The 18,648-nt window shown below is 71.4% G+C and carries 16 protein-coding genes; 10 read left to right on the top strand and 6 right to left on the bottom strand.

Features of this window, described 5'->3' with window-relative positions; genetic code table 11:
* The first annotated feature begins 2 nt into the window (after window positions 1-2).
* The 5 genes from ABFX81_RS25055 (at window position 3) to ABFX81_RS25035 (ending at window position 6,060) form a co-directional block, all read left to right on the top strand.
* Entirely contained in the window at window positions 3-1,847 is a 1,845-nt protein-coding gene (locus ABFX81_RS25055; protein WP_086850693.1) for an ATP-binding protein, read from the top strand.
* Window positions 1,848-1,928: 81 nt separating this feature from the next.
* Window positions 1,929-3,056, top strand: a complete 1,128-nt coding sequence (locus ABFX81_RS25050; RefSeq protein ID WP_086850695.1) for an acyl-CoA dehydrogenase family protein — start codon at window positions 1,929-1,931, stop codon at window positions 3,054-3,056.
* Between the two features lie 25 nt (window positions 3,057-3,081).
* A complete protein-coding gene (locus ABFX81_RS25045) occupies window positions 3,082-4,686 on the top strand; it encodes an AMP-binding protein (RefSeq protein WP_086850697.1) in 1,605 nt (534 codons plus the stop codon).
* On the top strand, window positions 4,683-5,417 hold the full coding sequence (locus ABFX81_RS25040; protein ID WP_346138689.1) for an enoyl-CoA hydratase family protein: 735 nt from the start codon (window positions 4,683-4,685) through the stop codon (window positions 5,415-5,417). Before ABFX81_RS25045 ends, ABFX81_RS25040 begins: the two co-directional genes overlap by 4 nt.
* Window positions 5,418-5,421: 4 nt before the next feature.
* A complete protein-coding gene (locus tag ABFX81_RS25035; RefSeq protein WP_086849532.1) occupies window positions 5,422-6,060 on the top strand; it encodes a TetR family transcriptional regulator in 639 nt (212 codons plus the stop codon).
* Here ABFX81_RS25035 and pdxH read toward each other — a convergent pair.
* Window positions 6,050-6,718 (bottom strand): pyridoxamine 5'-phosphate oxidase, encoded by a 669-nt coding sequence (pdxH, locus tag ABFX81_RS25030; protein WP_086849529.1) that lies wholly within the window; start codon window positions 6,716-6,718, stop codon window positions 6,050-6,052. The two genes, ABFX81_RS25035 and pdxH, sit on opposite strands and share 11 nt — an antisense overlap.
* Window positions 6,719-7,003: 285 nt before the next feature.
* Between pdxH and ABFX81_RS25025 the strand changes: the two genes are divergently transcribed.
* Window positions 7,004-8,104: a citrate synthase gene (locus tag ABFX81_RS25025; RefSeq protein WP_086849527.1), complete on the top strand. Its 1,101-nt coding sequence runs from the start codon at window positions 7,004-7,006 to the stop codon at window positions 8,102-8,104.
* A gap of 51 nt (window positions 8,105-8,155) precedes the next feature.
* Here the strand turns inward: ABFX81_RS25025 and ABFX81_RS25020 are convergent, their stop codons facing one another.
* Window positions 8,156-8,629, bottom strand: a complete 474-nt coding sequence (locus ABFX81_RS25020; protein WP_086849525.1) for an HIT family protein — start codon at window positions 8,627-8,629, stop codon at window positions 8,156-8,158.
* A gap of 263 nt (window positions 8,630-8,892) precedes the next feature.
* Window positions 8,893-10,560 (bottom strand): RNA-guided endonuclease IscB, encoded by a 1,668-nt coding sequence (gene iscB / locus ABFX81_RS25015; protein ID WP_086849523.1) that lies wholly within the window; start codon window positions 10,558-10,560, stop codon window positions 8,893-8,895.
* Between the two features lie 313 nt (window positions 10,561-10,873).
* Here iscB and ABFX81_RS25010 point away from each other — a divergent pair, with 313 nt between their 5' ends.
* Together ABFX81_RS25010 and ABFX81_RS25005 are read left to right on the top strand one after the other, a co-directional pair.
* Complete coding sequence (locus ABFX81_RS25010; protein WP_086849521.1) at window positions 10,874-11,290, top strand: Rid family hydrolase; 417 nt, start codon at window positions 10,874-10,876, stop codon at window positions 11,288-11,290.
* A 106-nt stretch (window positions 11,291-11,396) separates the two neighbouring features.
* Window positions 11,397-12,854: a PAS domain-containing protein gene (locus ABFX81_RS25005; protein WP_086849519.1), complete on the top strand. Its 1,458-nt coding sequence runs from the start codon at window positions 11,397-11,399 to the stop codon at window positions 12,852-12,854.
* 48 nt (window positions 12,855-12,902) lie between these two features.
* Here ABFX81_RS25005 and ABFX81_RS25000 read toward each other — a convergent pair whose 3' ends face one another.
* Window positions 12,903-13,658: a sugar isomerase domain-containing protein gene (locus ABFX81_RS25000; RefSeq protein WP_086849517.1), complete on the bottom strand. Its 756-nt coding sequence runs from the start codon at window positions 13,656-13,658 to the stop codon at window positions 12,903-12,905.
* Window positions 13,659-13,932: 274 nt separating this feature from the next.
* Here ABFX81_RS25000 and ABFX81_RS24995 point away from each other — a divergent pair, with 274 nt between their 5' ends.
* Together ABFX81_RS24995 and ABFX81_RS24990 are read left to right on the top strand one after the other, a co-directional pair.
* The gene (locus tag ABFX81_RS24995) at window positions 13,933-14,625 is read left to right on the top strand and encodes an iron-dependent transcriptional repressor DtxR (RefSeq protein WP_010035781.1); all 693 of its coding nucleotides are present in this window, start codon (window positions 13,933-13,935) and stop codon (window positions 14,623-14,625) included.
* Window positions 14,626-15,244: 619 nt separating this feature from the next.
* The gene (locus ABFX81_RS24990; RefSeq protein WP_346138687.1) at window positions 15,245-16,132 is read left to right on the top strand and encodes an alpha/beta fold hydrolase; all 888 of its coding nucleotides are present in this window, start codon (window positions 15,245-15,247) and stop codon (window positions 16,130-16,132) included.
* A 10-nt stretch (window positions 16,133-16,142) separates the two neighbouring features.
* Here the strand turns inward: ABFX81_RS24990 and ABFX81_RS24985 are convergent, their stop codons facing one another.
* Both ABFX81_RS24985 and ABFX81_RS24980 read right to left on the bottom strand, forming a co-directional pair.
* Complete coding sequence (locus ABFX81_RS24985; RefSeq protein WP_346138686.1) at window positions 16,143-17,735, bottom strand: transporter; 1,593 nt, start codon at window positions 17,733-17,735, stop codon at window positions 16,143-16,145.
* Window positions 17,732-18,523, bottom strand: a complete 792-nt coding sequence (locus ABFX81_RS24980) for an ATP-binding cassette domain-containing protein (RefSeq protein WP_086849511.1) — start codon at window positions 18,521-18,523, stop codon at window positions 17,732-17,734. The genes ABFX81_RS24985 and ABFX81_RS24980 overlap by 4 nt, the downstream gene beginning before the upstream one ends.
* Window positions 18,524-18,648 lie beyond the last annotated feature (125 nt).

Below are 18,648 nucleotides of genomic sequence, written 5' to 3'. Positions count from 1 at the left end.
AGATGATTTCCACCCTGCTGGTCGCCAACCGGGGCGAGATCGCCTGCCGCGTCTTCCGCACCTGCCGCGAGCTGGGCATCCGCACGGTCGCCGTGCACTCGGACGCCGACGAGAACGCCCTCCACGCGCGCGTGGCCGACACAGCCGTACGGCTACCGGGGGTCGCGCCCGCCGACACCTACCTGCGCGGCGACCTGATCGTGAAGGCCGCCGTCGCGTCCGGCGCGGACGCCGTGCACCCCGGCTACGGCTTCCTCTCCGAGAACGCCGGCTTCGCCCGGGCCGTGCTGGACGCGGGCCTGCTCTGGATCGGTCCGTCCCCGGACGCCATCGAGGCGATGGCGTCCAAGACGCGCGCCAAGCAGCTCATGGGCATCGAGCCCCTCACCAAGGTCACCGAGGCCGACCTGCCCGTCCTGGTGAAGGCGGCGGCGGGCGGCGGCGGCCGCGGCATGCGCGTCGTACGGCACCTGGCGGACCTGGACGCCGAACTGGCCGCCGCACGCGCCGAAGCGGCGAGTGCCTTCGGCGACGGCGAGGTCTTCGTCGAGCCGTACGTCGAGAACGGCCGCCACGTCGAGGTGCAGATCCTCGCTGACACCCACGGCACCGTCTGGCCGCTCGGCACCCGCGACTGCTCCCTCCAGCGCCGCCACCAGAAGGTCGTCGAGGAGGCCCCGGCACCCGGACTCTCCGAGGAACTCCAGGAGGAGGTGAGCGCCCTCGCCGTACGGGCCGCCCGAGCCGTCGACTACGTGGGCGCCGGCACGGTCGAGTTCCTCGTCGCCGACGGCAGGGCCCACTTCCTGGAGATGAACACCCGCCTCCAGGTCGAACACCCCGTGACGGAGGCCGTGTTCGGCCTCGACCTGGTCGCCGGACAGATCCGCGTCGCCGAGGGCCACCCCCTCGAGAACACGCCTCCCCGCGCGCGTGGCCACGCCGTGGAGGCCCGCCTCTACGCCGAGGACCCGTCCCGCGACTGGTCACCGCAGACCGGCCGCCTGCACCGCCTGTCCGTACCCGAAGGCGTCCGCCTCGACACCGGCTACTCCGACGGCGACGACATCGGCGTCCACTACGACCCCATGCTCGCCAAGGTGGTGGCCCACGCGCCCACACGCACGGAGGCCGTCCGCAAGCTGGCCTCCGCCCTGGAACGAGCCGTGATCCACGGCCCCGTCACCAACCGCGATCTCCTGGTCCGCTCCCTGCGCCACCCGGAGTTCACCGCGGCCAGCATGGACACGGGCTTCTACGACCGCCACCTGCCGCACCTGACCGAGCCGTCCCCCGACCCGCACGCCCCCCTGGCAGCCGCCCTCGCCGACGCCCACGGCCGCTCCCGCTTCGGCGGCTGGCGCAACGTCCCCTCACAGCCGCAGACCAAGCGCTACGCGATGGCAGGGGAGGAACACGAGGTCCACTACCGGCACACGCGCACGGGCCTGGAGGCGGACGGCGTACGGGTGGTGCACGCCGACGCGCACCTCGTGGTCCTCGAAGCGGGCGGAGTGCGGCGCAAGTTCGAGGTGGCGCGCTACGGCGACCAGGTCTACGTCAACTCCACCGCGCTGACGATCCTGCCCCGCTTCCCCGACCCGACGACCCAGCACGCCCCCGGCTCCCTCCTGGCCCCCATGCCGGGCACGGTCGTCCGAGTGGCCGACGGCGTCACCGCGGGCACGCCCGTCAAGGCCGGGGCCCCCCTCCTCTGGCTGGAGGCGATGAAGATGCAGCACAAGATCACGGCACCCGTCACAGGAACGCTGAGTGAGCTGTGTGTCGCACCCGGACAACAGGTAGAGCCGGGCGCACTACTGGCGGTGGTGACAGAAACCTCTTAGGGGCGCGGGGCTGCATTGATATGCGGCTCCGCCGCGTGAGCGCGACCAGCCACATACGGCTCGCACCCGAAAGGACTCCCCATGGACACCGAAGACCACAAGGCCCTCCGAGAAGCCGTCTCAGCCCTGGGCAAACGCCACGGCCGCGGATGCGACCCCACCCAACTCTGGTCCGAGGCGGGCAAACTCGGCTACCTCGGCGTCAACCTCCCCGAGGAGTACGGAGGCGGCGGCGGAGGCATCTCCGAGCTCTCCATCGTCCTCGAAGAACTCGGCGCGGCCGGCTGCCCCCTCCTCATGCTGGTCGTCTCACCAGCCATCTGCGGCACGGTGATAGCCCGCTTCGGCACTAACGCCCAGAAACAACACTGGCTCCCCGCCCTGGCCGACGGCTCCCGCCTGATGGCCTTCGGCATCACGGAACCGGACGCCGGCTCCAACAGCCACCGCATCACGACCACCGCCCGCCGCGACGAGGACACCGGAGACTGGATCCTCAAGGGCCGCAAGGTCTTCATCTCCGGCGTCGACCTCGCGGACGCGACCCTCATCGTCGGCCGCACGGAGGACGCCCGCACCGGCCGCCTCAAGCCCTGCCTCTTCATCGTCCCGCGCGACGCACCCGGCTTCACCCGGCAGCCCATCGACATGGAACTCAACGCCGCCGAGAAGCAGTTCGAGCTGACACTGGACGACGTACGGCTGCCCGCCGACGCCCTCGTCGGCGACGAGGACGCAGGGCTCCTCCAGCTCTTCGCCGGTCTCAACCCCGAACGCATCATGACGGCCGCCTTCGCGATCGGCATGGGCCGCTACGCCCTCGCGAAAGCCGTCGAGTACGCCCGCGACCGGCAGGTCTGGGACACCCCCATCGGCGCCCACCAGGCCATCGCCCACCCCCTGGCCCAGGCGCACATCGACCTCGAACTCGCGCGCCTGATGATGCAGAAGGCGGCCCGGCTGTACGACGCCGGCGACGACATGGGCGCGGGCGAGGCCGCCAACATGGCGAAGTACGCGGCGGGGGAGGCCTGCGTGAAGGCCGTGGACCAGGCCGTGCACACCCTCGGCGGCAACGGACTCACCCGCGAGTTCGGTCTCGCCTCGCTGATAACGGCCGCGCGCGTGGCTCGTATCGCCCCGGTGAGCCGGGAGATGATTCTCAACTACGTCTCCCACCAGACCCTGGGCCTGCCCAAGTCGTACTGAGACGACCCGCGCGCGAGGAGGAACCATGTTCCGCAGCGAGTACGCAGACGTCCCGCCCGTCGAACTGCCCATCCACGACGCCGTCCTGGCCCGGGCCGCGGAGTTCGGCGACATCCCGGCGCTGATCGACGGCACCGACGGCACCACCCTCTCGTACGAGCAGGTGGACCGGTTCCACCGGCGCGTCGCCGCCGCCCTCGCCGAGGCCGGGGTGCGCAAGGGCGACGTCCTCGCCCTGCACAGCCCCAACACCATCGCCTTCCCGACCGCCTTCTACGCCGCCACGCGCGCGGGCGCCACCGTCACCACCGTGCACCCGCTCGCCACCGCCCAGGAGTTCGCCAAGCAGCTGACGGACTGCGCGGCCCGCTGGATCATCACCGTCTCACCCCTGCTGGACATCGCGCGCCGGGCCGCCGAACTCGCGGGCGGCGTAAGCGAGATCTTCGTGTGCGACAGCGCGACCGGACACCGCTCCCTGATCGACATGCTGGCCTCCGCCGCCCCCGAGCCGCAGGTCGCCATCGACCCCGTGGAGGACGTGGCGGCCCTGCCGTACTCCTCCGGAACCACCGGCACGCCCAAGGGCGTCATGCTCACCCACCGGCAGATCGCCACCAACCTCGCCCAGCTCCACCCGGCGATACCCGCCGGCCCCGGAGACCGCATTCTGGCGGTACTTCCCTTCTTCCACATATACGGCCTCACGGCCCTGATGAACGCGCCCCTCAGGCAGGGCGCCACCGTCGTCGTCCTGCCCCGCTTCGACCTGGAACAGTTCCTCGCCGCCATCCAGAACCACCGCATCACCGGCCTGTACGTGGCCCCGCCGATCGTGCTCGCCCTCGCCAAACACCCGGCCGTCGCGCAGTACGACCTGTCGTCCCTGAAGTACATCGTCAGCGCCGCCGCACCCCTGGACGCGCGCCTGGCCGTCGCCTGCTCCCAGCGGCTCGGACTGCCGCCCGTCGGCCAGGCCTACGGCATGACGGAACTGTCGCCCGGCACGCACGTCGTCCCGCTGGACGCGATGAACGACGCGCCGCCCGGAACCGTCGGCAAGCTCATCGCCGGCACCGAGATGCGCATCGTCTCCCTCGACGACCCCGGCAAGGACCTCCCCGCCGGCGAGTCCGGCGAGATCCTCATTCGCGGCCCCCAGGTCATGAAGGGCTACCTCGGCCGCCCCGACGCCACCACCGCCATGATCGACGCCGACGGCTGGCTGCACACCGGCGATGTCGGGCACGTGGACGGTGGGGGCACCTCCCGCTCGAGCGAAGCCGAGAGTGGGGGAGGCTGGCTGTTCGTCGTCGACCGCGTCAAGGAACTCATCAAGTACAAGGGCTTCCAGGTGGCCCCCGCCGAGCTGGAGGCGCTGCTGCTCACCCACCCGGGCATCGCCGACGCCGCCGTCATCGGCACGTACGACGACGACGGCAACGAGATCCCGCACGCGTACGTGGTCCGCCAGCCGGCCCGCACCGACCTCTCCGAGGCGGAGATCATGATGTACGTCGCCGAGCGCGTGGCCCCCTACAAGCGGATCCGGCACGTCACCTTCATCGACGGCGTCCCCCGGGCGGCCTCCGGCAAGATCCTCCGCCGACAGCTCAGGGAGCGCGCATGACCCTGGTCCTCCGGGCACGCGCGCGTGCCGTCGAGACCCTCACCCTCGACTCACCCCACAACCGCAACGCCCTGTCGGCCGCCCTCGTGGGCGAACTGGCCGAGGCGCTCGCGGACGCCGACCAGGACGCAGAGGTCCGCGCGGTCGTCCTCACCCACACCGGCACCACCTTCAGCGCGGGCGCCGACCTCCGCGACCCCCCGCCCCCGGAAGCCCTGGTCGGCCTGCTGCGGCAGATCGTCGAACTGCCCAAGCCGGTCGTCGCACGGGTCACCGGCCACGTCCGCGCGGGCGGCCTCGGCCTGCTGGCCGCCTGCGACATCGCGGCCGCCTCCACCGAGGCCACCTTCGCCTTCACCGAGGTCCGCATCGGCGTCGCCCCCGCGGTCATCTCCCTGCCCCTCCTCCCGCGCACGGACCCGCGCGCGCTGGCCCGCTACTACCTCACGGGAGAGCGGTTCGACGCGGCGGAGGCAGCCCGCACGGGCCTGCTCACCACCCACGCCGACGACGTCGACACCGCACTGGCCCCCATCCTGGACGGCCTGCGCAAATCAGCCCCCGACGCCCTGACCGAGACGAAACGGCTGCTCACGACTAGGGTGCTGGAAGCCTTCGACCGGGACGCGGACGGCCTGACCGCGCTCTCGGCCCGGCTGTTCTCCTCCCCGCAGGCCCGCGAGGGGATGACGGCCTTCCTCGAACGACGGGATCCGGCATGGGTGGTGTGAGGACATGGGCGGTGTGAGCACGGTCGACCGCGCGGAGAGAGACCGCGCGGAGCGAGTCCCCAAACAGGACCGCAGCCGGGCCACCCGGCAGCGGCTCCTGGAAGCCGCCGTGGCCTGCCTCGCCGAACACGGCTGGGCCGGTTCCACGGTCTCCGTCGTCGCCGAACGCGCCGGCGTCTCCCGCGGCGCCGCCCAGCACCACTTCCCGACCCGCGAGGACCTCTTCACCGCGGCCGTCGAGTACGTCGCCGAGGAACGCTCCACGGCCCTGCGCGCCCTCTTCCCGGAGGGCGCGGCCGGCGACCGCCACGCGGTCGTCGCGGCCTTGGTCGACCTCTACACCGGACCGCTGTTCCGCGCGGCCCTCCACCTCTGGGTGGCCGCCTCCAACGAGGACCAGCTCCGGCCCCGCGTCACCGAACTCGAATCCCGCGTGGGCCGCGAGACCCACCGCATAGCCGTCGACCTCCTGGCCGCCGACGAATCCGTCCCCGGCGCCCGCGAAACCGTCCAGGGCCTCCTCGACATGGCCCGGGGCCTGGGCCTGGCCAACCTCCTCACCGACGACGCGGCACGCCGGGAACGGGTGGTCGAGCAGTGGGCGGGGCTGCTGGACCAGGCGCTGGGCGGCGTCAGGGACTGAGCCGCTCCACGCGCCAGCTCCCGTCGGCCCGCTCCACGTACCGCAACCGGTCGTGCAGCCGGTTCTCGCGGCCCTGCCAGAACTCCACCGTCTGCGGGGCCACCCGGAAACCGCCCCAGTTCGGCGGCACCGGCACCTGCTCGCCCTCGGGATAGCGGGCGGCCAGTTCGGCGTACGCCCCGTCGACGTCCGCGCGGGTGGCGATCACCGAGGACTGCGCACTGGCCCAGGCACCCAGCTGCGAGCCGTGCGGACGGGTGCGGAAGTACGCCGCCGTCTCGTCCCGCCCGGTACGCCGCGCGACCCCGGTCACGATGACCTGCCGGGCCATCGGATGCCAGGGGAACAGCAGCGAGACGTACGGGTTCTCCGCCAGGTCACGTGCCTTGCGGGAGTCGTAGTTCGTGTAGAAGACGAAGCCCTGCTCGTCGAAGTGCTTCAGCAGCACCGTGCGGGCGCTGGGCCGCCCCTCGGCGTCGGCCGTCGAGACGACCATGGCGTTCGGCTCGAACAGCCCGCCGTCCGTCGCGGCCTGCATGAACCAGCGCGCGAACTGCTCGACGGGCGTGGCGGCCAGCTCGTTCTCGGAGAGCCCCTCCGCCCGGTACTGCTTGCGCATCGAGGCCAGATCGAAGGGGACGTCGTCGCGGTCGGTCACCCGGTCATCTTGCCGTACGGACGGTGTCCTTCGTCACTGACTGGCACTGAGTGCCGTGAGCCCTCCCCAACGGTGGCACTCGGGGATATCGTTTCCGTGCCGTTCCGGTTGGGTGACCGCCAGCCGCACGGGGCATCACAGGGGAGACCGTCCGGGACCGCGAGTCGCCGCACACGACCGTGGATCCACCGGGCGGCCGCCCGCTTCGCAAGCTGACTGACACATGGTTCGTTCGACCCACCCCACATCACACCATCTGTCGCTTACATCACGAGGAGCCGCCTGATGTCCGACTTCGTACCCGGGCTCGAGGGAGTCGTCGCGTTCGAGACGGAGATCGCCGAACCGGACAAGGAGGGCGGCGCCCTGCGTTATCGGGGCGTCGACATCGAGGATCTCGTCGGGCACGTCTCCTTCGGCAACGTCTGGGGCCTGCTCGTCGACGGCGCCTTCAACCCGGGCCTGCCGCCCGCCGAGCCGTTCCCCATCCCCGTCCACTCCGGCGACATCCGCGTCGACGTCCAGTCGGCCCTGGCCATGCTCGCGCCCGTCTGGGGCCTGAAACCCCTCCTGGACATCGACGCCGAAGAGGCCCGCGAGGACCTGGCCCGGGCGGCCGTCATGGCCCTGTCCTACGTCGCCCAGTCGGCCCGCGGCCAGGGCCTGCCGATGGTCCCGCAGCGCGAGATCGACAAGGCCCACTCCGTCGTCGAACGCTTCATGATCCGCTGGCGCGGCGAGCCGGACCCCAAGCACGTGGCAGCGGTGGACGCGTACTGGACGAGCGCCGCGGAACACGGCATGAACGCGTCCACGTTCACGGCGAGGGTCATCGCGTCGACCGGCGCGGACGTCGCGGCGGCCCTGTCAGGAGCGGTCGGCGCGATGTCGGGCCCCCTCCACGGCGGCGCCCCCTCCCGGGTCCTCGGCATGATCGAGGAGATCGAACGCACGGGAGACGCCGAGGCCTACGTCAAGAACGCGCTCGACAAGGGCGAACGCCTCATGGGCTTCGGCCACCGCGTCTACCGCGCCGAGGACCCCAGGGCGAGGGTGCTGCGCCGCACGGCCCGCGAACTGGGCGCCCCCCGCTTCGAGGTCGCCGAGGCCCTGGAGAAGGCGGCCCTGGCGGAACTCCACGCCCGCCGCCCCGACCGGGTCCTGGCCACCAACGTCGAGTTCTGGGCAGCCATCGTCCTGGACTTCGCCGAGGTCCCGGCCCACATGTTCACGTCCATGTTCACCTGCGCCCGCACGGCCGGCTGGTCCGCCCACATCCTCGAACAGAAGCGCACGGGCCGCCTGGTCCGCCCCTCGGCCCGCTACACCGGCCCCGGCTCCCGCGACCCGCGCGAGATCGAGGGCTACGAGGGCATCGCCCGCTGACCCCTCTCCCGCACGGCCTCACCCGGCTCCGGGTGAGGCCGTCCGCACGTCTCACCCCCCGAGCCGGTCCAGCTCCTCGCCGATCGCCTCCCGCATCGGTGCGTGCCGCGCCCCGAGCGCATACCGCTCCTCGCCCCACAGCTCCCGCGGATACAGCCACACGGGCCGCCGCACGAGATCCTCGGGCTCCCAGTCGTACCGCGGCCACACATGCGCGTGCAGGAACCCGTCGGCGTTCCCGAGAATCTCCAGATTGACCCGCCGAAACCCCGACTCCACGCGCCGACAGGCCCGCTCGACGGCTTCCCCCAGCCGCTCCATGTCCCCCAGGAACGCCAGCCGCCTGCTCCGCGGCAGCTCAGACAGCCGCTCCACCGAGGGATCATCGCTCAGCAGCACCGAGTAGCCGGGCAGAAACTGCACGTCGCCGATCACCGCGAACCCGGCGTCCAGCCTCCGCATCACGGCCGGATTCTCGCCCCGCAGAGCGCTGCCGATCCGATCGTCGCGCCACTCGCCCACCACCGTCGCCCCCTCCCGAAACGCAGACGACCCGCGAGCCTGGTCCTCCAGAGGAGGGCCGGCCGGACGTACCGGCGGCTCGCGGGTCGGGTGACTGCTGGAGATTGGGCCGGCTGCACGCTTCGCTCACGTGCTGGTCCGGCACCGCACTGTGTGTGGTGACGGGCTGCTAGCCCGCAGCCACCTCTTCCGTCCGGTATGCATACATCTGCCGAACCACCTCCCTTCTGAAGTGGTAGCTACCCTAGGCAGCCGCTCTCGGCCGCTCAACTGTTTTTCCGAGAGGTTGATACCGCCGACTCCCGCCGACTGCTGTAGGCGTATCCGTCGCCTCGTTGGAGGAGCCGCAGGTTTCGGTGGGAGCAGTCGAATCGGCATGAAGCCGTGGCCAATCTGTGCTGCCCGCTGCTGCGGACAGAAACGCGCCCAGTCCAAGTTCCTGCCCACTTACCTGCGGTCACGACGGCGCGTACGAGGTCTCCGGTCACGTATCCGTGGTGCTGTTTGGCACGCGGGCGCAGAAGGCGCCGGAACCCGTACCGGTCTGGGGTGGTACGGGCGTAGGAGCCACGTCCGGTGGCCTTGGCCGTCAGCACATAGTGGGGGAACCTCACGATCTGGTCGCCAGTCTCATGATCAAGAGGTCCGATGCACAGGGCATCCAGGGTGTGTGTCTTGATCAGGCCCACGGCTAGGCGGTTTGCCTTGGTGAGTCGGCCAGGCCAGGCCTGCACCGGTCTGCCGAGGGTGGCCGGCACAGCCGTGAGTTGCCAGCTGGTGGCGTTCATGGCGGCGGCGTCATCGAGGGGCGCCCTGACCTGGGGAAGGACCGTCGCAAGACGGCCGGGACGGTGAGCCAGGAAGGTCCCGACCGGCTTGCTGCCTTTGGCCTTGTTGCACGGAGCGCAGGCCAGTACGAGGTTGGAGATGCGGTGTGAGCCCCCTCGGCTGCGGGGCCTGAGATGGTCGACGTTCAAGGGCACACCAGAGACACCGCAGTAAGCACATGCAGCGTTCCACGTGGCTCGCAGATGTTCGCGGACGGTGGTTCCAGCCAGGGGGCCGCGCTGGTGTTCGGTTCCATGAAGGAGCCTGCCCGCGCTCAGCGAGTGGGTGTCGAAAGCGACGCGTTCCACATGGATCTCTGTCACGGGCGCCCAGCGGCACAGCCGGTCGGCCAGCGAGAAGGTCGTATCCACGCGATGGCGTAGGGAGGGTGGCAGCCAGCCCGACCGGCGAGCACGGTTGTCCGACCGTGGTGCCCGGTAGCGAAGGTTCGCTCTGCGTCTGCGGCGTCGGTATCCGGCGCGTTGACGCATACCGGCGCGGATCTGGTCACCTCGGTGTTGCAGTTCGATCGAGACCAAGCCGCGCCGGACTGTGACGAAGGAGCTCCGGTCGTGGGGTTCCTTCTTCTCATCGGTGAGGACGAGACCGGTTCCTTTGGAGCCGGGGTCGACGCGCAACTGCACGCCCTCGACTTCCGACTCGCCGAGCGTGCGGTCCTTCAGGCGGATCACGAAGGGCACCTGCCGGACGACGACGGCCCGTCCCTTGCCCAACAGTTCGCGGGCTCGGGCGGGATGACAGGGCATCAGAGGTTGCCCGTCCCTGGACAACACGAAGACCCTGCATGCGCCCGTCCCGCCTGCATACGATCGGCAGCTCTGGTCCAATGCGGGAGCGTCACCACTCCCGGTCTCTGCCGCCTGCGCCGCCGGAACGGCACTCTTGGCGTGACGCCGACGGGCCACGGTGCCGCGCCCGCCGGTCTCCCCTCGCCCATGTTCCCTGCCGGTGTCCCGCCCGGTGGCGGGATGTCCGTGAGCCGTTTCGTCCCTGCTCCCAGGGGTGTCTGCTCCCACGGATTCCAGAGCAGGCTGCTGAGGAAGCACAGCCTGGTGGGTCTGCTCGCCCACAGGAAACGTAGCCATCGGGTTGCACCTCCCTGATCCGTCGGATCGTGATGACTCGGGCTGGTCACTCGACAGCCTCGCGGGCGGGGAGCGAGTGACCTCCTCTCTCGTGTATGCAGCTGAAAGTAGTGGCCCGTGCTGAGCGGAAGGTGCTTTAGCAGGCAATAAGCGCTCATCCGTGCGAATGACGCCGAAATGCCAAACATGTGATCGGTCTGCCTGCTACAGCTACGCAGGTCCTGGCGTTGTTCGGCACCGCAGTGCGGCAAGCTCCCCTGAGGCGGCTACGGCCTATCGACGCGTGGATGATCTCGCGCCTAGCGTTCGGTACATGACACACCAGCGACAGGCGATTCTCAGCGGTTCGGTGTTCGAGGAGCGGATCGGGTACGCCCGGGCCGTGGTGGACGGGGACTGGGTGCACGTGTCGGGCACGACCGGTTTCGACTACTCGGACATGACGATCTCCGACGACGTCGTGGAGCAGGCCGAGCAGTGTCTGCGGAACATAGGGGCCGCACTCAAGGAGGCGGGGTGTTCGTTCGCGGACGTCGTGCGGGTGCGGTACCTGCTGCCGGAGCGGGAGGACTTCGAACCGTGCTGGCCGGTGCTGCGCGAGTGCTTCGGTGAGGTGCGGCCGGCCGCGACGATGCTGGTGTGCGGTCTCGCGGATCCCCGGATGAAGATCGAGATCGAGGTGTACGCGCGGCGCGGGAGTGGTACTGGGGCCTTGTCGTTGATCGACTGAGTCCGCGGCGGGCCGTTCTCCGGGCGTTGACGTGGGGATCGCCGCCGTACAACGATTCCTTCAATGTTGTGGGAACTCGGTGTGCGCTGGGTCACGTTCCAGTTGAATGATTGCAAGGAGCGAACCGGCGTGCCGTACGTGCGGACGCAGCCTGCAGGGGGTCCAGGTGAGTGCTTCCCGGCGTAGTGGGACCACCGACGAGCTGGGGCCGGACGAGCCCGAGCGGGACAACTCGGATGGTTCGGATCTGCTTGCCGCGCTGCTCGACGGCATGGACGCGGCGCTGTGCGCCTTCGACGCCGAAGGTGTCGTGACGCACTGGAACCGCGAGGCCGAGCGGATCCTGGGATGGAGCGCGGACGAGGCCGTGGGGCGGCGGGGCCTTGCCGGGTGGGCCGTGCGCAGCGCGGACGCCGAGGAGGTCGAGGGGCGGCTGCTGTCCGCCATGCACGCGCCGGGCCGCCAGGTCCACGAGTTCGCGCTGCTGACGAAGGACGGCGGGCGGGTGCTCGTACGGACGCAGTCGGCGGCCGTGCGGGGTCCGGACGGAAAGCCCGCGGGTGTGTACTGCGCCTTCAGCGAGGTGCACGCGCAGATCGATCTGGAGCGGTCGATCGCGTTGAGCGAGGCGCTGTTCGAGGACGCCAGCTGGGGTGTCGTGCTGGTGGACGTCGACCTGCGGCCCGCCGTGGTGAACGCGCACGCGGCCAAGGCGCTGGGCACGGGGCGTACGTCCGTGCTCGGGCGGCCGCTCGGAGAGCTGCTCGCGCAGGGCGTGGAGGAGCTGGAGAGCGCGCTTCAGCATGTGCTGGCGGAGGGCGCGCCGCCCGCGCCCGCCGAGGTGTGGGTGACGGTGCGTACGTCCGAGGGGGAGCGGCGGCGCTGCTGGCGCAGCGGTTTCCTGCGGTTGGCCTCGCCGCTGGCGGAGGAGCCGGTTCCGCTGGGCGTGGGCTGGCTGTTCCAGGACGTGACGGAGGCCAAACAGGCCGAGCAGGAGGCGTCGCTGCTGCGGTTCCGTACGCAGCAGCTGCACCGGGCGTCGAGGGCCGCCGCCGAGTGCGAGGACCCGGCGGAGGCCGCGACCGTCCACCTGGACTTCGCCCTGGCCGGTTTCGCCGACCACGCGCTGATCGACCGGGTGGCCGGCGGCGCGCTCACCGACGCGGAGACCGAGGGGCCGGTGCGGCTGGTGCGGGTCGCCGCGACACCCTCCGGCGCGCCGGGGCCGAGCAAGCTCGCCGACCGCGCGGGTCTGCCCGTGCGGTACGCCGAGGGGCACCCGGCCCTCCAGTGCGTGGAGCGGGTCGGCGCGCTGCGGGCGAGCGCGGGCGCCGCCTCGCCCGAGCAGGCGCGGGAGTGGGCCCTGGCCCGTCAGTGGCCGCCGGACGCCGTGCACGCCCTGTGCGCGGTGCTGCGCAGCCGGGCGCGGACGCTGGGTGTCGTGACGTTCCTGCGGGGCGCGGGGCGCAGTGCCTTCGAGCGGTCCGACGCGATGTACGCGGAGGACGTGGCGGTCCGGATCGCCACGGCGCTGGATCTCGCGGGGCTGTCGGACGAGGAGTGAGCGGCAGAGGCGACCCGGGCCGCGTCGCCTCGGCGCCGGCAGCAAGTGTCAGTGCCGGTAGAAGATCCGGTCCCGGTACCGCTCCATCACCCGTCGGTTCCAGTCGTGGCCCCCGTCGACGTTCCCGGAGCGCAGGAGCGGGGGCTCGACGCCGCGGTCGGCGAGCGTGGCGGCCGTCGTCGCCATGACGGCCTGGAGGAGGGCCGAGGTGACGACCGTGGAAGCGGGGGCGAAGGGGGCGGGCACGTTGTCGAGGGTGAGTTCCGCGTCGCCGACCGCGATCTTCGAGTCGAGGACGAGATCGCAGTGGTCCTTGAGGTACGTCCCCGAGGCGTGCCGGGACTTCGTCTCCGAGGCGTACGCCACCGATGTCACGCCGATGACCTTGACGCCCAGGGCGCGCGCGCTCATGGCCATCTCCACGGGGAGGGCGTTGCGCCCCGAGAGGGAGATGATCAGCAGGGCGTCGCCCTCGCGCAGCGGGGAGCTGTCCAGGACGGCGCTCGCGAGGCCGTCGACGCGTTCCAGGGCGGAGCCGAGCGGTGCGGGCATGACGTCGACGCCGACGACACCCGGCACGGCGAGCAGGTTCATCAGGGCCAGACCGCCGGCGCGGTAGACGAGGTCCTGGGCGGCGAGGGAGGAGTGCCCGGCGCCGAAGGCGAAGAGGCGGCCGCCGTTCTCGACGGTGTCGGCGAGGAGCGTCCCGGCCGCCGCGATGCTGTCGGCCTCCTCGTCGCGGACCCGCCGCAGCAGGCCGATCGCGGCGTCGAGGAACTGGCCGGCCGGCGCGCGGTCGCTCATACGGGGTCCCTTCGGGCTCAGGGCCGAGTGTCGCGCATCACGGTGCGGTCTGGACCAGTGCGGTGTCAATACGGCCGTGAAAAGCTCGGCAGGGTCGTGGGAGCGCTCCACACTGCTGTGAAAGGCTCCGTGGTACCCCCCGCGGGCCCCGGGTAACCCCCGCTTCTCCTCCCGCGGCACGGTTGTCGGTGGTATCCGGCAGAATTGGGTGCAGGGCCAGCGCACACGCCGGTGAGCCGTCCAGCCTCCGGCAGATCTCATTCGAGGGGCACGTATGTCCGGACTGATCGACACCACGGAGATGTATCTCCGCACCATCCTCGAGCTGGAGGAAGAGGGTGTGGTCCCCATGCGCGCCCGTATCGCCGAGCGGCTGGACCAGAGCGGGCCCACGGTGAGCCAGACCGTGGCGCGGATGGAGCGCGACGGCCTGGTGTCCGTCGCCAGCGACCGGCACCTGGAGCTCACGGACGAGGGCCGCCGGCTCGCCACGCGCGTGATGCGCAAGCACCGCCTCGCCGAGTGTCTGCTCGTCGACGTGATCGGTCTGGAGTGGGAGCAGGTCCACGCCGAGGCGTGCCGCTGGGAGCACGTGATGAGCGAGGCCGTGGAGCGCCGCGTCCTGGAGCTGCTGCGGCACCCGACGGAGTCGCCGTACGGCAACCCGATCCCGGGGCTGGAGGAGCTCGGCGAGAAGGACGGCGCCGATCCGTTCCTGGACGAGGGCATGGTGTCGCTGGCCAGCCTCGACCCGGGCGCGGAGGGCAAGACGGTCGTGGTGCGCCGGATCGGCGAGCCGATCCAGACGGACGCGCAGCTGATGTACACGCTGCGGCGGGCGGGCGTGCAGCCCGGCTCGGTGGTGAGCGTGACGGAGTCGGCGGGTGGTGTGCTGGTCGGCAGCGGTGGCGAGGCGGCCGAGCTGGAGTCGGACGTCGCCTCCCACGTGTTCGTCGCCAAGCCCTGAGCCCGGGGAGCCCGGCCGCGGACCCGGTCCCGGGGTGGTCGCCAACTTCCGTTGTGCGTGGGGTCGTTGTGGTGTTGGCGTGATCCCGTCGAATCCTGGATTCAGTCCGTCGAATGGCAGCGCTCGCCCGTTTCCCGTGCGACGCTGTCGCGTGAGGCATATGACCTGAGGGCTCTTGGCCGTGGCCTGACAGCGATGTCGCCCGGCCGGGGAGGGGGGCGGAAGGATGTGCCGTGCAGAAGCAGAGGGCCCCGGCGCCGTGTGGCGCCGGGGCCTGTCCTCCCCTGTGCTGACCCGGAGCCCCGAGCTCTCAGGGTCATCCCCGTCGGACCGGTTTCCCCGAGCGGTCCGCCTCCCGTTGAAGATCTCCCCTCGGCCGAGGCGATCAATCCTCGGGGGTGGTCACTCGAACGAGGGGTGTTGCCCGCGAGAACGGCCTCCTCGAATGGCTATTCGATAATCTGCGGGTGACGAACGAACCGGAACGTGCGCTACAGGGATGTGCACTCCGGCAGGAACCACGAGGAACGGCGACAGGCACGGCAGGCAGAACACGGTTCACAGGACCGACCGGCCCATGACGGCCACGGTCCGCGCGAAGCTTGGGGGGTGCCAGGACATGGCGCGACGCATCGACGTGACCGGGACGGGCGGCGTACGCCTCGCGGCCTGGGAGTTCGGCGACCCGCCCAAGACCGATCCGGCAGGATCCGATCCGGCGCGGGACGTGCCGGACGGCTCTCCGGGCGTGCTGTTACTCCACGGCCTGATGGGCCGCGCCTCGCACTGGGCGTCCACCGCCCGCTGGCTCTCCGGCCGGTACCGCGCGGTCGCCCTCGACCAGCGCGGCCACGGCCGCAGCGACAAGCCCCCGCAGGCTTCCTTCACGCGTGACGCCTACGTCGACGACGCCGAGGCCGCCCTCGAACAGCTCGGCCTCGCCCCGGTCGTCCTCATCGGCCACGCCATGGGCGCGCTGACCGCCTGGCAGCTCGCCGCCAAGCGCCCCGATCTGGTCCGTGGCCTGATCATCTGCGACATGCGGGCCTCGGCGCTCGGCGCCGCCTCGCAGCGCGAGTGGGACCAGTGGTTCCAGTCCTGGCCGTTGCCGTTCGCCACGCTCGCCGACGTCCGCAAGTGGTTCGGCGAGGACGACCCGTGGGTGGAGCGGCCCAACCCGGCCCGCGGCGAGTTCTACGCCGAGGTGATGGCCGAGTCCCCCGACGGCTGGCGCCCGGTCTTCGACCCGGAGCAGATGCTGCGCTCCCGAGAGACGTGGGTGTTCGACGCGCACTGGGAGGAGCTGGCCCAGGTCCGGTGCCCGGCCCTGGTGGTGCGCGGCCTCGACGGCGAGCTGGGCCGGGCGGAGGCCCAGGAGATGGTCCGCGTCCTGCCCCGCGGCCAGTACGCGGAGGTCGCCGACGCCGGTCACCTGGTCCATTACGACCAGCCGGAGGCCTGGCGCGCGGCGATCGAACCGTTCCTGGACGCCCTCGGCGGCGACTGACGTCCCGCGGTCATCCCTTGCTGACCGCCGTGAGGATCTCCGGCAACCGCCGGGCCGTCTGCGGAGCGGCGAGCCGCAGTCCCACGGCCGTGAGCGCCGCCGCGTACGCCGTGCCCACCGGCAGCAGCAGCCACGTCCAGGCGTCGCCGTCGGCGGTCACGTTCAGCCAGATCGCGAGCGCGATGACGGGCGCGCACAGCAGGGCGGCGGCGATCATCCCGCCGAAGATGGAGATCCAGGCGAGCCCGGTCTGCCCGGGGGCGACGTTCTTGTAGCCCTCCTGCGGGATGGAGTAGGGGAAGCGGGCGGACGTCCACGCCCCGGTCGCGAGCATCGCGCCGAGCAGCGCGAAGGACAGCCCCAGCGCCTCGGGCAGCCGCCGCCAGTCACCGAGCATGGCGGTCGTCACCACGGTGACGAGCGTGGCGTACGGCAGGGTGATCAGCAGCAGGGCCAGCGCGCGGGCGCGCAGTTCGACGTAGGCGTCGCGGGTCGACGAGATCGTCATCGCGACCATCCAGAACGCCGAGGTGTCCTGCCCGAACTGGTTGTACATCTGGATGCCGAGCATCCCGGCGGCGAAGCAGGCGAAGTACACGGACCCGGTGCCCTGCCAGGCGTTGAACACCGGCACGATCAGCCCGATGGCCAGCGACGTCACCCAGGCCGCCTTGGTCTTGGGGTCGCGCCACACGTACCGCAGGCTGCGCTCCATCACCGTGCCGGTGCGGCCGGAGGGCAGCAGCCGCCCGAGCCCGGTCGACGTCCGCTCGCGGGCGGCCGACTCGGCGGCCGGCAGCGTCGACCCGTCGGGCGAGGTCATCAGCCGGGTCAGATGCCGCGACCACACCGCGAGCAGCGCGGCCAGCGCGCCGGCGGTCAGCGCCAGTTGCACGGCGGCGAGACCGTACGACCCCTCGCCCACCGCGTGCACGGCCGCGATCGCCGACGCCGGCGGCACCCACTGGAGCACGTCCGCCGCCGGGTCGAGCTCGCCCAGTCCGGACGCCCCGAGCCGCTGCGCGCCGAAGTTGACGACCTGCGCCCCGATCGCGATGACCAGTCCGCTCAGCACCGCGAGGTCCCGCCCCTTGCGGCTGGTCAGCAGCCGGACGTTGGCGGCGGCCACGGCCCGCGCGAGGGCCACGCACACCAGCAGCGCCAGCACGACGGCGACGACACCGACGGCGAACGCCGCCCCGCCCTCGGCCACCGCCACCACGGACCCGATCAGCAGGCACAGCGTGAACAGCGGCCCGATGCCGACGAGCGACGCCGTGAGCAGGGCCCGCACCAGCGGCCGGGGCCGCAGCGGCAGCATCACCAGCCGGGTCGGATCAAGCGTCTCGTCACCGCTGGGGAAGAACAGCGGCATCACCGCCCAGCCGAGCCCCAGCACCGCCGCCGCCAGCACGACCACCGACTCGGCGTGCGCGTGCCCGCGCAGCGCGATCAGGCCGATCAGTTGCAGCGCGGCGAACAGCAGGGCGAAGACGGCCGAGGCGATGTAGGCGGCCTTGCGCCCGCCGGACTGCCGCAGCCCGTTGCGCAGCAGCGACAGCTTCAGCCGTACGACGACGGGGGTGATCGTGGCGCCGCTCACCGGGACCCGCCGCCCAGCCAGTCGAGGTCGGATCCGGCGTCCCGGCTCTGCGCCCCGACGAGCTCCAGGAACGCCCGCTGCAAGGAGGGCGCGTCACCCCGCACCTCCGCCAGCGTCCCGTGCGCGCGGATCCGCCCGGCGGCCATGACGGCCACCCAGTCGCACAGTGACTCGACGAGCTCCATGACGTGGGAAGAGAACACGACCGTGGCGCCCGAGGCGGTGTACCGCTCCAGGACGCCCCGGATGGTCTGGGCGGAGACGGGATCGACGCCCTCGAACGGCTCGTCCAGGAACAGCACTTCGGGATTGTGGAGGAGGGCCGTGGCGAGCCCGATCTTCTTGCGCATACCGGTCGAGTAGTCGACGACGAGCTTGTGCTGGGCGCCCGCCAGATCGAGGACGTCGAGGAGCTGCGTGGCCCGCTTGTCGACCTCGGCACCGGGCAGCCCGCGCAACCGCCCGCTGTACGCCAGCAGTTCCCGTCCCGACAGCCGCTCGAACAGCCGCAGCCCCTCCGGCAGCACCCCGATCCGCGCCTTCACCTCGACGGGGTCCCGCCACACGTCGTGCCCGACCACCTCGACGGTCCCGTGGTCGGGCCTGAGCAGCCCGGTCACCATCGACAGTGTGGTGGTCTTCCCGGCCCCGTTCGGCCCGACAAGCCCGATGAACTTGCCCGCGGGCAACTCCAGATCGACCCCGGCAACAGCGACCTGCTGCCCGAACCGCTTCCAGAGCCCCTGCACCCGTACAGCGCTGGATCCCACCGCGTCTCCCTCCGTCAAGCTGAACCCTACGGTGGAGAAGCGACCCTCAAGGGGCGCGGGACTCTGTCTGGTATGCGGCTCCGCCGCGCGGGCGCGAGCAACCGAACACAACCCGCAGCCGCCACGAAACGGCAATCAGGCAG

Source organism: Streptomyces coeruleofuscus (assembly GCF_039532725.1).
Classification (GTDB): domain Bacteria; phylum Actinomycetota; class Actinomycetes; order Streptomycetales; family Streptomycetaceae; genus Streptomyces; species Streptomyces coeruleofuscus.
The sequence above is the reverse complement of the archived record's forward strand: the minus strand, read 5'-3'. Positions and strand labels throughout refer to the sequence as shown.